This window comes from Gordonia sp. NB41Y (assembly GCF_030718915.1).
GTDB lineage: Bacteria > Actinomycetota > Actinomycetes > Mycobacteriales > Mycobacteriaceae > Gordonia > Gordonia desulfuricans.
The window spans coordinates 4,052,251-4,064,550 of record NZ_CP132196.1 but is presented as its reverse complement, the minus strand read 5'-3'; the positions used below and the strand labels follow the sequence as shown (position 1 = coordinate 4,064,550).

Annotated in this window: 13 protein-coding genes; 4 read left to right on the top strand and 9 right to left on the bottom strand. The window is 68.0% G+C overall.

The window, feature by feature from the left end; genetic code table 11:
• Positions 1–11 precede the first annotated feature (11 nt).
• The 3 genes from purQ to Q9K23_RS17575 form a co-directional block, all read right to left on the bottom strand.
• Positions 12–692 carry a phosphoribosylformylglycinamidine synthase subunit PurQ gene (purQ, locus tag Q9K23_RS17585; RefSeq protein ID WP_020790266.1) on the bottom strand — a complete coding sequence of 227 codons (681 nt, stop codon included), beginning with the start codon at positions 690–692 and terminating at the stop codon, positions 12–14.
• 10 nt (positions 693–702) lie between these two features.
• On the bottom strand, positions 703–942 hold the full coding sequence (purS, locus tag Q9K23_RS17580) for a phosphoribosylformylglycinamidine synthase subunit PurS (protein WP_053776735.1): 240 nt from the start codon (positions 940–942) through the stop codon (positions 703–705).
• 216 nt (positions 943–1,158) lie between these two features.
• Positions 1,159–1,641 carry a glutathione peroxidase gene (locus tag Q9K23_RS17575; protein ID WP_020790258.1) on the bottom strand — a complete coding sequence of 161 codons (483 nt, stop codon included), beginning with the start codon at positions 1,639–1,641 and terminating at the stop codon, positions 1,159–1,161.
• Between the two features lie 125 nt (positions 1,642–1,766).
• Between Q9K23_RS17575 and Q9K23_RS17570 the strand changes: the two genes are divergently transcribed.
• Both Q9K23_RS17570 and Q9K23_RS17565 read left to right on the top strand, forming a co-directional pair.
• Positions 1,767–2,270 carry a MarR family transcriptional regulator gene (locus tag Q9K23_RS17570; RefSeq protein ID WP_053776734.1) on the top strand — a complete coding sequence of 168 codons (504 nt, stop codon included), beginning with the start codon at positions 1,767–1,769 and terminating at the stop codon, positions 2,268–2,270.
• Positions 2,267–3,832, top strand: a complete 1,566-nt coding sequence (locus tag Q9K23_RS17565; RefSeq protein ID WP_020790261.1) for a DHA2 family efflux MFS transporter permease subunit — start codon at positions 2,267–2,269, stop codon at positions 3,830–3,832. Before Q9K23_RS17570 ends, Q9K23_RS17565 begins: the two co-directional genes overlap by 4 nt.
• 83 nt (positions 3,833–3,915) lie before the next feature.
• Here the strand turns inward: Q9K23_RS17565 and Q9K23_RS17560 are convergent, their stop codons facing one another.
• Entirely contained in the window at positions 3,916–6,105 is a 2,190-nt protein-coding gene (locus Q9K23_RS17560; RefSeq protein ID WP_020790260.1) for a S9 family peptidase, read from the bottom strand.
• A 50-nt stretch (positions 6,106–6,155) separates the two neighbouring features.
• The gene (locus Q9K23_RS17555) at positions 6,156–7,046 is read right to left on the bottom strand and encodes a phosphoribosylaminoimidazolesuccinocarboxamide synthase (protein ID WP_053776733.1); all 891 of its coding nucleotides are present in this window, start codon (positions 7,044–7,046) and stop codon (positions 6,156–6,158) included.
• 48 nt (positions 7,047–7,094) lie between these two features.
• On the opposite strand from Q9K23_RS17555, the gene Q9K23_RS17550 reads away from it, so the two are divergent.
• Positions 7,095–7,379 carry a SelT/SelW/SelH family protein gene (locus Q9K23_RS17550; RefSeq protein WP_053776746.1) on the top strand — a complete coding sequence of 95 codons (285 nt, stop codon included), beginning with the start codon at positions 7,095–7,097 and terminating at the stop codon, positions 7,377–7,379.
• Between the two features lie 111 nt (positions 7,380–7,490).
• Here the strand turns inward: Q9K23_RS17550 and Q9K23_RS17545 are convergent, their stop codons facing one another.
• The 4 genes from Q9K23_RS17545 to Q9K23_RS17530 form a co-directional block, all read right to left on the bottom strand.
• Positions 7,491–8,405 (bottom strand): hypothetical protein, encoded by a 915-nt coding sequence (locus Q9K23_RS17545; protein ID WP_053776745.1) that lies wholly within the window; start codon positions 8,403–8,405, stop codon positions 7,491–7,493.
• A gap of 141 nt (positions 8,406–8,546) precedes the next feature.
• Entirely contained in the window at positions 8,547–9,974 is a 1,428-nt protein-coding gene (purB, locus tag Q9K23_RS17540) for an adenylosuccinate lyase (RefSeq protein WP_053776732.1), read from the bottom strand.
• 91 nt (positions 9,975–10,065) lie between these two features.
• On the bottom strand, positions 10,066–10,464 hold the full coding sequence (locus Q9K23_RS17535) for a hypothetical protein (RefSeq protein WP_202926819.1): 399 nt from the start codon (positions 10,462–10,464) through the stop codon (positions 10,066–10,068).
• Between the two features lie 125 nt (positions 10,465–10,589).
• Complete coding sequence (locus Q9K23_RS17530; protein WP_059036830.1) at positions 10,590–11,192, bottom strand: TetR family transcriptional regulator; 603 nt, start codon at positions 11,190–11,192, stop codon at positions 10,590–10,592.
• 120 nt (positions 11,193–11,312) lie between these two features.
• On the opposite strand from Q9K23_RS17530, the gene Q9K23_RS17525 reads away from it, so the two are divergent.
• On the top strand, positions 11,313–12,068 hold the full coding sequence (locus tag Q9K23_RS17525) for a DUF6882 domain-containing protein (protein WP_020792976.1): 756 nt from the start codon (positions 11,313–11,315) through the stop codon (positions 12,066–12,068).
• The last annotated feature ends 232 nt before the right edge of the window (positions 12,069–12,300 follow it).

Sequence of the window (12,300 nt, the reverse complement as noted above, 5' to 3'; positions counted from 1 at the left end):
ATCCAGGACCCTCAGGCGTTCGCGAGCACCGCGTCGATCGCGGAGTAGAACAGTCCCAGTCCGTCGTCACTCGGGCCGGTGAGGGCCTCGGTGGCGTGCTCGGGATGCGGCATCAGACCGACGATTCGCCCGTCGGCACTGGAGATCCCGGCGATGTCGAGTGCCGAGCCGTTCGGGTTGTCACCGGCATAGGTGAACACGATCCGGCCCTCGCCCTCGAGTTCTTCGAGCTTGCGCTGCGGGGCCACATAGCGTCCCTCACCCGACTTGAGCGGGATGAGGATCTCCGCACCCCGCTCGAACCGGGTGGTCCAGGCGGTGGTGTTGGACTCGACGCGCAGCCACTGGTCGCGGCAGATGAAGTGCAGTCCCTCGTTTCGGGCCAGTGCGCCCGGCAGCAGGCCCGCCTCGCAGAGGACCTGGAAACCGTTGCAGATACCCAGAACCGGCATACCCTTGCCCGCCGCCTCGATGACCGACCCCATCACCGGTGCGAACTTGGCGATCGCACCGGCGCGCAGGTAGTCGCCGTAGGAGAAACCGCCGGGGACGATGACGGCGTCGACACCCTTGAGGTCGGCGTCACCGTGCCACAACTCGACGGCCTCGGCACCGGCGATCCGGGCCGCACGGGCGGCGTCGACGTCGTCGAGGGTGCCGGGGAAGGTGATGACCCCGATACGTGCTGTCATCTCGCGCGACCTACTCCGCGACCCGGGAGACGTTGAAGTTCTCGATCACCGTGTTGGTGAGCAGCTCCTCGGCGATGCGCTCGAGCGCGGCGTCGTCGACGTCGTCGTCGACCTCGAGCTCGAATCGCTTGCCCTGCCGGACGTCGGCGATCCCGGAGAATCCCAGGCGCCCCAGCGCACCGACGATGGCCTGCCCCTGCGGATCGAGGATCTCGGCCTTGGGCATCACGTCGACCACCACACGTGCCATCGGCACACGCTCCCATCTCTGTCCCCACTCCCCGGAGGTGGGGGCGGAGGTTGGCTGAACACCGAACACCGAACACCTTACCGCCTGCGATGTGCGCGGATGAGATCGCGTGCTGGGCCGCCGGCCGCCACGGAATCCGAGCGGACCGCCGGCCCACGGCGCCATCCCGCAGGGTTGTCCTGCGGCGCCGCCTACAGGGTTGTCCTGCGGCGCCGCCTACAGTGCGGACTCGATGGCCTCGATCACCTCGGGTGCGAGCGGCTCGGTGCGCGGACGGAACCGGCCCAGCACCGCACCGTCGGACCCGACCAGGAACTTCTCGAAGTTCCACTGGATGTCGCCGGCCTCACCGGTGGCGTCGGGGGTCTTGGTGAGCTCGGCGTACAGCGGGTGCCGGTCGTCGCCGTTGACGTCGGCCTTCGCCAGCAGCGGGAAGGTGACACCGTAGGTCGTCGAACAGAAGGTGGCGATCTCCTCGGGCGAACCCGGCTCCTGTCCCATGAACTGGTTGCACGGCACGCCGACGACGGTCAGGCCACGGTCGGCGTAGGTGGTGGCGATCTCCTCGAGGCCCGCGTACTGCGGGGTGAGGCCGCACTTGCTGGCGACGTTCACCACCAGCAGCGGTCCACCGAAGTCGGCGAGGTTCAGGGCGGAGCCGTCGAGGGCGGAAACCGGGATGTCCTTGATGTTGGTCATCTTCCGAGCCTATCGACGACACCCCCGCACATCCGTGTGAGCCACTTCACAACCCGGGACGCCTCGCCTCCATGTCACCAATAATTGCGTGGACGAGATAGTTGCATCGGCGTTAGTATCTTCCGGTGTCCACCCCAGAGTCCTCCGAAGAAGCGTGCGCTGTCCTGCACGGATTCCTCGACCGACTCGCCTGTGTTGCCAAGACCGACACGATGGATTCGATGGCCAGTTCCGATCTCACCTTCACCCAGTTCCGGGTGATGTGCGCGGTCGGGGCCAGCGAGGAAGCCATCTCCGTCCACGAGATCGGCGACGCCATCCGTCTGTCCTTGGCCGCAACCGGGCGCACCGTCGACAGTCTGGTCCGTCAGAACTTCCTCGACCGGCGTGAGGACAGCGCCGATCGTCGGGTCAAACGGATCACCCTCACCGAACTCGGTCAGCGATTCCTCGACGAACAGCTGGCGGTCAAGAAGGATCTGGTCACCGCGTTCCTCGCCGGCCTCCCCGATCAGTTGCGCACCGGACTCGTCCGGGCATTGCGTCCGATCGTCGACGCCGACGTCGACTTCTTCGACCTCACTCCTGCCACCTGCCGGCCGGCCCACGAGCAGAAAGTCTCTTCATGACGAAATCTTCCACCGGTGGTGAGCTCCACGAGGGGCCACCAGACACCAAACTCGACAAACACGTCTTGTCCGTCGCGGGCGTGGTCGTACTCGGTGCGATCATGTCGATCCTCGACGTCACCGTCGTGTCGGTCGCGCAGAACACCTTCCAGGAGACCTTCGACACCAACGCCGCCGGTGCCGCCTGGACGATGACCGGCTACACGCTGGCACTCGCCGCGGTGATCCCGCTGTCGAGCTGGGCCGCAGCCCGTTTCGGCACGAAGAAGGTGTACCTGACCTCGCTGGTCCTGTTCGTGATCGGTTCGGCGCTGTGTGCGCTGGCCTGGAACATCGGGTCGCTGGTCGCCTTCCGCGTGGTCCAGGGCCTCGGCGGTGGTCTACTCATGCCGATCGGCATGATGATCCTGACCAAGGCCGCCGGCCCCGAGCGGGTCGGTTCGGTCATGGCCGTGCTGGGTATCCCGATGCTGCTGGGCCCGATCGGTGGCCCGATCCTCGGCGGCCTGCTGATCGAGAAGGCCAGCTGGCACTGGGTGTTCCTGATCAACGTCCCGATCGGCATCGTCGCCATGATCTACGCGTGGATCGTGCTGCGTGACGACGGCGAGACCACCCGCCCGACCATCGACTTCGTCGGGCTGCTGCTGCTCTCCCCGGGTCTGGCGCTGTTCCTGTACGGCATCTCGTCGTCGGCGGAGGCCGGGACCTTCATCGACGCCAAGGTGTTGTCCACCGCGATCGTCGGCGCCCTGCTGATCGCCGGATTCATCTTCCACGCGCTGCGTGCGAAGAACCCGCTGCTGGATCTGCGTCTGTTCAAGAACCGGACGCTGACCATCGCGGTGATCACCATGACGCTGTTCATGATCGCCTTCTTCGGTGCATCCCTGCTCTACCCGCAGTACTTCATCGGCGTGCGCGGTGAGTCGACGCTGATGGCCGGTCTGCTGCTGGCCCCGCAGGGTCTGGGCGCCATGCTCACCATGCCGATCGCGGGTCAGCTGACCGACAAGATGGGCCCGGGCAAGTTCGTCCTCAGCGGTATCGTGCTGATCTTCCTCGGCATCGGATACTTCGTCTTCCTCGGCGCCGACACCCCGTACTGGGCGGTCTGCATCGCCCTGTTCGTCCAGGGTCTGGGCATGGGTATGACGATGATGCCGATCATGTCGGCCGCGCTGGCCACCCTGTCGAACAAACAGGTCCCCGACGGTTCGACCCTGGTCAACGTGGTCCAGCAGACCGCGTCGTCGATCGGTACCGCGGTGATCTCGGTGGTCCTGGCCACCATGTTCAACAAGCATGCCGAGTCGCTGGTGGCGATCGGTTCCAATGCGGCACCGGAGAAGTACGCCGAGGGCGTCAAGGCCGGACTGCTGCCGCCGCAACCGCCTGCGCAGTGGTTCGACTGGGCCGCCGAGGCATTCGGCACCACCTTCATCGTGGCGACCGTCCTGATCGCGCTGACGATCATCCCGGCGTTCTTCCTGCCCCGCAAGAAGATCGAGTCGCCGCTGGTCGAGGAGGACGTCGACCGCGCACCGACGTTCATGCACTGAGCTCGTCCCGGCTGTAACGCAGAACCCCCGGAATCTTCTGAGATTCCGGGGGTTCTGCGTCTGTGTGCAGGCTTTGTGCGTGCCTATTCCGCCGGTGCGGTGTACGCCCCGGTCTGCGCCAGGATCCAGGCGATCTCGAACGACGCCTCTTCCCACTGCTTGTACCGGCCGCTGACACCGCCGTGGCCCGCCGACATCTCGGTCTTGAGCAGGATCGGGTTGTCCGACGTCGACAGCTCCTGCAGCCGTGCAACCCACTTGGCGGCCTCGGTGAACAGCACCCGCGTGTCGTTGAGCGAGGTCTGCGCCAGGATCGGCGGATACGGCTGGGCGGTGACGTTCTCGTACGGCGTGTAGGACCGCATGTACTCGTAGACCACCGGGTCGTGCAGCGGGTCACCCCACTCGTCCCACTCGATCACCGTCAGCGGCAGTGACGGGTCGAGGATCGAGTTGAGCGCGTCGACGAAGGGCACCGACGCGAGGATGCCGTTGAACAGTTCCGGTGCGAGATTGGCGACCGCACCCATCAGCAGACCGCCTGCCGAACCGCCCTCGGCCACCATCTGACCCGGCGTGGTCCAGCCGCGGGCGACCAGATGCCGTGCGGAGTCGACGAAGTCGGTGAAGGTGTTCTTCTTGGTGAGCGTCTTGCCGGTCTCGTACCAGTGCCGGCCCATCTCGCCACCACCGCGGACGTGGGCGAGGACGAACACCATGCCGCGGTCGAGCATGGACAGCCGCGACACCGAGAACCCCGGGTCATAGCTGGCCTCGTAGGAGCCGTAGCCGTAGATCAGCAGCGGTGCGGGTGCGGCCCCCTCGGTCCCCGGTGCGGCGACGTCGCGGTGCCGCACGATCGACAACGGGATCTGCGTGCCGTCGGCGGCGGTCGCCCATTCGCGGGTCTGCACGTAGTCGTCCGGGTCGTACCCGCCGAGTACCGGCTGACGTTTGAGCAGGATGCGCTCGCCGGTGGTGACCTCGAGCTCGAACAGCTCCGACGGTTCGATGAAGCTGCCGTAGCCGAAACGCAGTCGTGGCGTCGTCCATTCGCGGTTGCCGGCCAGCCCCAGCGAGAACAGTTCCTGGGCGGCGGCCACCTCGATGAAGTCCTCGGCCACCGGCATCCCGTCGATCCGACGCAGGTCGGCGATCGACACCCGCGGCAGGGCGTCGGCACGGTAGCTGAGCACCAGGTAGTCGCGGAAGGCGTCGACGTCCTCCACCCGCACACCCCGACGGTGCCCGATGAACTCGGTACGGTCCGACGGATCGTCCACCGGGGCGATGTCGACGGCGAAGTCCTCGTACTTGACCCCGTCACGTTCTTCGTTGTGGACGATCAGGAAGTAGTCGCGGCCACCGATCTCGGCATGCTCGACCGTGTACTCCACACCCTCGACACGTGGTGCCACACTACGGAATTCGCCGGTCGGGTCGGTGGCGTCGAGCACATAGCACTCGGAGGTGATCTTGGAGCCGACGGCGATCATCAGGTATTTGTCGCTGCGCGTGGACCCCATGCCCACCCAGTACCGCTCGTCCGGCTCGTGGAAGACCTTGACGTCGTCGGTTCCGGCACCGATGTCGTGGCGCCACACCGTGTCCGGGCGCCACGCCTCGTCGACGGTCTGATAGAAGACGTGCGCGCCGTCGGCCGACCAGACGGCGCCGCCCGCGGTGTCGGCGATGACGTCGGGCAGCAGCTCCCCCGTGCGGAGGTCCTTGAACCGCAACGTGTATCGCTCGTCACCGACGACGTCGGTGCTGTAGGCCAGCCAGTTGCCGTCGTCGCTGACCGAGAGTGCACCGAGACTGAAGAAGTCGTGTCCCTGCGCCTCCAGGTTGGCGTCGAGCAGGACCCGTTCCCCCGACAGCGGGGTGGTCTCCGAGACCTCCGGCGGGGTCCAGTCGTCGGCGTCACCGATCGGGCAACGACAATGCGCCGCATACTGTTTGCCCTCGGTGGTGCGGCCGTAGTACCAGAATCCGCCGCGGCGCGACGGCACCGACATGTCGGTTTCCTTGGTGCGCGACTTGATCTCACCGAAGATGTCGGCGCGCAGACCGGCGAGCTGCGCGGTGTGTTCCTCGGTGTAGGCATTCTGGGCCTCGAGGTAGGCGATCACCTCGGGATCGTCCTTGTCGCGCAACCATTCGTACTCGTCGATCACGGTGTCGCCGTGGTGGGTGCGCGGGAGCGGCACCTTCTTGGCAACGGGGGCACCGTTGCGGCCGGCGGCTGGGGTGGACGGCGTCGCGTCGCTCACAGGACTCCTTTGCCCGGTTTCTGGTGGACCCGGTTGTGGTACCCGCCCGGTCAGGCCGGGCCGGGCCAATCGTCGAAGGACTTCTGCGAAATCCATTCGTAGGCTTCGATGTATCGCGCCCGAGTGCGGTCGACGACCTCGGCGGGCAACGGGGGCGGGGTGGTGTCGGAGGCCTTGTCCCAGCCGGATTCCGGTGAGGTGAGCCAGTTCCGCACGATCTGCTTGTCGAAGCTCGGCTGCACCTGCCCCGGCGTATAGGTGGCGGTCTCCCAGTAGCGCGACGAGTCCGGCGTCAGCACCTCGTCGGCCAGGACGAGGCCGCCGTCGGCATCACGACCAAACTCGAACTTGGTGTCGGCCAGGATGATCCCGCGCTCGGCGGCCAGTTGCGCACCACGCGAGTAGATGTCGAGGGTGGTGTCGCGCAGCGCGGAGGCGAGCTCCTCGCCGACCTGTGCGGCCACCGCGTCGTAGCTGATGTTCTCGTCGTGGTCGCCCTGTTCGGCCTTGGTGGCCGGGGTGAAGATCGGTTCGGGCAGCTTGTCGGACTCACCGAGACCGTCGGGCAGTGCGACGCCGCACACCGCGCCGGTGGCCTTGTAGTCGATCAGACCGGAACCGGTGAGGTAACCGCGGGCGACACATTCCACCGGCACCATCGGCAGCTTGCGTACCACCATCGAACGGCCGACGGCCTCGGCCGGGATGCGCTCGTCCTCGGGCCCGCCGGCAAGGTGGTTCGGCACGCCGAGGGCGTCGAACCAGAAGAAACTCATCGCGGTGAGGATGCGTCCCTTGTCACCGATCACCGGGCTCAGGACGTGGTCGTAGGCCGAGATCCGATCGCTGGCCACCATCAACAGGGTGTCGTCGTCGATCGCGTAGATCTCACGCACCTTGCCCGAGGCGATGTGCGTGTATGACTCAAGTGCCGGGCGCATGGTGTCGACCTTAGTGCGCGGCGTCGTGATCTGGCAGTCTGGGTGGCCATGACCGCACCGCACATCACGATCACCTACTGCACCCAATGCAACTGGCTGTTGCGGGCGAGCTGGATGGCGAGCGAACTGCTGAACACCTTCGGTGCGGATCTCGGTGCGGTGACGCTCAAGCCGGGTACCGGCGGGATCTTCGTCGTCGACGCCGACGGCACACAGATCTGGGAACGCAAGGCCGACGGCGGGTTCCCCGACGCCGCCGAACTCAAGCGCCGCGTCCGCGATGCGGTACTGCCCGACTGGGCCCTCGGCCACGCCGACAAGGCGGCCGAGTAGCACCGCGGGCCTTCGAGGGAGCAACCGACAAACCCTCCACACTTACGCAGATACCCCGGGTATTACCCCCGTGGGTCTGCGCAAGTGTGGAGGGTCTGGGTGGGCCGACGCTCAGAGCAGTCCCGCGGCCCGCATCCCCTTGCGCAGGACCGCCCGGAACCGACGCGGATCGAGCAGGTCCTCCCATGTCCACCGGATGACGACATAGCCTTCTGCCCGGAGCGCGTCCTCGCGGATCTTCTCCTTGACGACCACCTCCGACGGCGGGTCGTCGCCGAGGGTGCCGCTGTACTTGACCTTGCCGTCGAACTCGCCGACCAGGACGCCGCCGATCAGGAAGTCGACGCGACCGATCGACCGGCCCGCCGCGTCGCGGATCTCCACCTGCAGCTCCGGCGTCGGGACTTCGGGCATACCCGCCATGAGCGCACGGCTGAACGACTCGCCCACGCTCTCCGACCGCGCATCGGCGAAACCGTTGGCATACCGGAGCCGCTCGACGCCGACGTGACCGCGGAGCCGTTCGATGGTCGCGTCGATGAGCACGGGGTCGGCGCCGGCCCGCAGCCCGGCGTCGAGCATCGCCACGGCCTGCTCGAAGGTGCCGAGACGAGCGGCGTCGCACAGCGCTCGTTCACGTGTCGTGACCCAGACACCCTCGACCTGCTCGCGCTCGTCGTCGAGGAGGATTCCGTTGTGTCGCGAGACCCGGGCGGTGTGCCGGGTCGGTGCGGAGGCGATGTAGTGCACCCGGCGCAGATCGGGTCGCAGCATCGGGACCTGGTGGACGGCGAGTGCGGACACGTGACTGAGCGTGCGGTTCGGTCCGCCCTTGCGCGCGGACTCGATCGCGGTGATCCGGTATCGCTCGGTTGTGCTCAGCGCGTCGTGGTCGGGCCAGTCCATGAAGGTCCCCGGCCAGAGCCGGACGCGTTCACCGTCGCGGACGACGGCCTGCAGTACGCGATCGGTGGCGACTCGCCCGAGCACCTCGGCACGGCGGGTGATCTCGGTGGACTGATCCATGCCGAGCAGCGTCGCACGATCCGACGTCAACGCCGGATGGCCATCCACAGAACCGACAAACCCTCCACACTTACGCAGATGCCCCGGGTTCTACCCCCGTGGGTTTGCGCAAAAGTGGAGGGTCTGGGGTGACCGAACGGCCTAGAGGATCGGGGCGGGCGTGTAGGCGGCGGCCTCCGGGCTGGCGGCGAGGACCTTCTCGGCGGCGGCGATGACGTCGGCGACCTGACGGCCGGCGGCACCGACGAAGGCCTCCTTGTCCTCGAGCAGCGCATCGAGCTGCACGCGGTCGAGCGGGATGCGGTCGTCGGCGGCGAGCCGGTCGAGCAGATCGGGTTCGCGGCCCTCCTCGCGCATCGCCAGGGCGACGGCGACGGCGTTCTCCTTGATCGCCTCGTGGGCGGTCTCACGGCCGACACCGGCACGCACCGACGCCATCAGCACCTTGGTGGTGGCCAGGAACGGCAGGTAGCGGTCGAGCTCGTTGGCGATCACGGCCGGGTAGGCGCCGAACTCGGCGAGCACCGTCAGGAAGGTCTCCATCAGGCCGTCGATCGCGAAGAAGGCGTCGGGCAGTGCCACGCGGCGCACCACCGAACAGAACACGTCGCCCTCGTTCCACTGGGCCCCGGCGAGTTCGGCACCCATCGACGCGTATCCGCGCAACACCACCTGCAGGCCGTTGACCCGCTCACAGCTGCGGGTGTTCATCTTGTGCGGCATCGCCGACGACCCGACCTGGCCGGGCTGGAAACCCTCGGTGACCAGCTCGTGACCGGCCATCAGGCGGATGGTGTGGGCCAGCGACGACGGCGCGGCGGCCACCTGCACCAGCGCCGACAGCACGTCGTGGTCGAGGGACCGCGGATAGATCTGGCCGACCGAGGTCAGCGATCGCGCGAATCCGAGGTGGGTCGCCACCCGCGACTCGAGTTCGGCCAGCTTGCCGGCGTCCCCGCCGAGCAGGTCGAGCATGTCCTGGCTGGTCCCCATCGGGCCCTTGATCCCGCGCAGCGGGTAGCGGTCGATCAGCTCCGACAGCCGGGTCAGGCCGATCATCAGCTCGTCGGCGGCCGACGCGAACCGCTTGCCGAGGGTGGTGGCCTGGGCGGCGACGTTGTGGCTGCGGCCGGCCATCACCACCGTCGAGTACTGCGCGGCACGCTCGACGATGCGCGCGAGCACGGCGACACCGTGGGAGTGCACATACCGCAGCGACTGCAGGATCTGCAGCTGCTCGACGTTCTCGGTGAGATCGCGGCTGGTCATGCCCTTGTGGATCTGCTCGTGCCCGGCCAGCGCGTTGAACTCCTCGATGCGCGCCTTCACGTCGTGGCGGGTGACGCGTTCACGCTCGGCGATCGACGCGAGGTCGATCTGGTCGACGACCCGCTCGTAGTCGGCGATCGCGCCCTCCGGGACGTCGATCCCGAGGTCGCTCTGGGCCCGCAGGACGGCGATCCACAGGCGGCGTTCGGTGGCGATCTTGTTGGTCGCCGACCAGATCTCGACGAGATCGGCCGAGGCGTAGCGGCTCGCGAGGACGTTGGAGATGGCAGGTTTCGGCACGTGAACAGTCTAGTGGTGCGCCCGCGACGCCCTCACCCAGATCACCGACAGGCGCACCGGGCCCACCGGCGGACCGCCCGCGACCGGAGGTCTAGAGGGCAAAACACACTCCGCCCGAGCCGTATCCCTGGTGGACGCGGGCCACGATCGACGGCCCGCGCACCCCGTTCTGCTCGGCGTAGAGGATGCGGTCACCGATCCGGCGCGGAGTCCACCACACCGTCGCGACCAGCTGGTAGGCCTGGGCCCGCCCGATCAGGATCGGCGGGTATCCGCGACGCTGCTCGTAGAAGCTGACCAGCCCGCTCGCATTGACCGGCGAGACCAGCGAATACGTGCAGCCGGTGCCGTAGACCACCGAGGAGAACGGCACCCCGGGATCCACCGGTCCGCTCGGCGCCGCCTGCGCCGGCCCCGCCCCGATCCCGGCCAGGCCGATCCCCGCACCGACGATCACGGTGGTCAGCCACCGTCGAATCCGCCCCGTCATCTGTTCTCCCCCGTCATCTGTTCTCCCCCGTCATCTGTCCCCCATCATCTGTCTGCTGTCGTCTGTCCGCTGCCGTCTGCCCGCCGTCGCCATGTCGCGCCGATCGGTCTCCGCCCGACCGCGGATCATCGGCGGGGTGCGAGGACGTCGATCACGCCGTCGAGTGCGTCGCGCGTCGCATCGTAGGGCGAGCCCGCCCCGCAGCCGAGTGCGCCGACCACCGCACCGTCCTCGACGGCGATCAGGCGGGCGACGTCGTCGGGGCCGCAGTCCCGGCCGGACTTCTCGAGCACCTCGGTGTGCACCGACGACACGAATCCGCGCCGTTGCTCCACCACCTGCCGCAACCGCGGATACCGGGGTGCGAGCGCGATGAGTTCGTAGTGGGCGGCGAGCGCGGTGATCGGCGTCCGCGAACCGACGAAGACCTCCGACAATGCTTCCGCGGTGGCGTGCCCGCCCCGCTTGCGGCGGGTGAGCGCGGCGCTGCGGGTGGCGATGGCCTCCTGCTCGTTGTGGGTGACATAGGCGGCCGCCTCGGCCAGCAGATCCTCGAGCGAGGCGAAGTAATAGGTGGTCGAGGCCAGCGGCATCCCGGCCCGGTCGGCCACCGCACGGTGGCGGACGGCATCGAAGCCACCCTCGAGCAGAAGGGTCCCGGCGGCCTCGATCAGTTGCGACCGACGCCTCGTGCCCTTGGGGGTCGCCGCCGATGTCATGCCGACCATGCTGCCAGGGTGATCTCGGTCACCGGCCGGTTTTCGTGGGATTCTCTCCCGCCCGCGGGCGGTCGTTCGGACACCTGACACACGCCCGCGGACCGTCCAGGACGGATTAGCGTGAGCCGCATGCATCTGGACGGCTTGCGTGCCGCCGCCGACTGCGGCGCCTGGTACGCCGCATTGCGCCGCGACGCCCTGAACCGGCGCCTCGCCGGCGACCTCGGCGAGTACACGACAGTGGTGGACGGTCCGCGAATCGTGTTCTCGGCGAACGCCGATCCGACTCGGCGGATCGAGGCACATGCATGGCTGGTGGCGTCGATCGACGCGTCGGTGACCGGCCTGCGATGGGGCTGGGCGGAGCCGTCGTCGGCCGGTTCACCCGCCGACCTCCGGGGCGTCGAACTCCGCCGGGCGGGTGAACGTCTGGGGCTGCGCGAGCTGCTGGAACCGACGATCCCCCTGACGGCCGGCACCGACGTCACACGCACCCTGGAGACCATCGGCGCGGTGGCGGTCCAGATCGTCGGGACCGGTCCCTACCACTGTGTCGACCTCGACGACGGCCGTCACGGGGTGTTCCTCCTGTCCGGACCCGACGTGTCCGGCCCCGGCGCCGACACGGGCCGCCCGGAGGCGGGCGAACCCACACTCTCCGAGGTGGCGGCCTGCCTTCCGGGCCTACTGGCCGGCATCCCGGTGGGCGATCACCGAGTGGCCGTCCACGGGCTCGCGGTACGAACCGGCTGGCACATCGTGTGGCGGGCCGACGGTGCCGTCGCCGCGGGCGCATCGTCGTGCGTGATCACCGACGGTGTCTCGACGGTGGCCCTCGCCTTCGACGGCAAGGGACGGCCGGTCAGCGCTCCCCGGCCCGCCTGATCCCGGCCCGCCTGATCCCGTTCCCGGCCTGCCCCTGGTCGGACCTCGACGCATGCTTGCATCCGGTATACCCCCGGGGGTACATTCGCCTTCATTGCATACCCCCCTGGGTATATTTCGGCGTGAATCCCGAGGAGACACCGTGACCGCGACATCCGACCGCGACCTATCCGGCAGCGACAGAACCGGCAGAACCGGCACCAACGGGCCACCTGCCGCACCGTCGCCCGGA

Bases quoted from the DNA above. Each gene is read 5' to 3' on its own strand.
- purQ (WP_020790266.1), bottom strand. From the start codon at position 692: ATGACAGCACGTATCGGGGTCATCACCTTCCCCGGCACCCTCGACGAC.
- purS (WP_053776735.1), bottom strand. From the start codon at position 942: ATGGCACGTGTGGTGGTCGACGTGATGCCCAAGGCCGAGATCCTCGAT.
- Q9K23_RS17575 (WP_020790258.1), bottom strand. From the start codon at position 1,641: ATGACCAACATCAAGGACATCCCGGTTTCCGCCCTCGACGGCTCCGCC.
- Q9K23_RS17565 (WP_020790261.1), top strand. From the start codon at position 2,267: ATGACGAAATCTTCCACCGGTGGTGAGCTCCACGAGGGGCCACCAGAC.
- Q9K23_RS17555 (WP_053776733.1), bottom strand. From the start codon at position 7,046: ATGCGCCCGGCACTTGAGTCATACACGCACATCGCCTCGGGCAAGGTG.
- Q9K23_RS17550 (WP_053776746.1), top strand. From the start codon at position 7,095: ATGACCGCACCGCACATCACGATCACCTACTGCACCCAATGCAACTGG.
- Q9K23_RS17545 (WP_053776745.1), bottom strand. From the start codon at position 8,405: ATGGATCAGTCCACCGAGATCACCCGCCGTGCCGAGGTGCTCGGGCGA.
- Q9K23_RS17535 (WP_202926819.1), bottom strand. From the start codon at position 10,464: ATGACGGGGCGGATTCGACGGTGGCTGACCACCGTGATCGTCGGTGCG.
- Q9K23_RS17530 (WP_059036830.1), bottom strand. From the start codon at position 11,192: ATGGTCGGCATGACATCGGCGGCGACCCCCAAGGGCACGAGGCGTCGG.
- Q9K23_RS17525 (WP_020792976.1), top strand. From the start codon at position 11,313: ATGCATCTGGACGGCTTGCGTGCCGCCGCCGACTGCGGCGCCTGGTAC.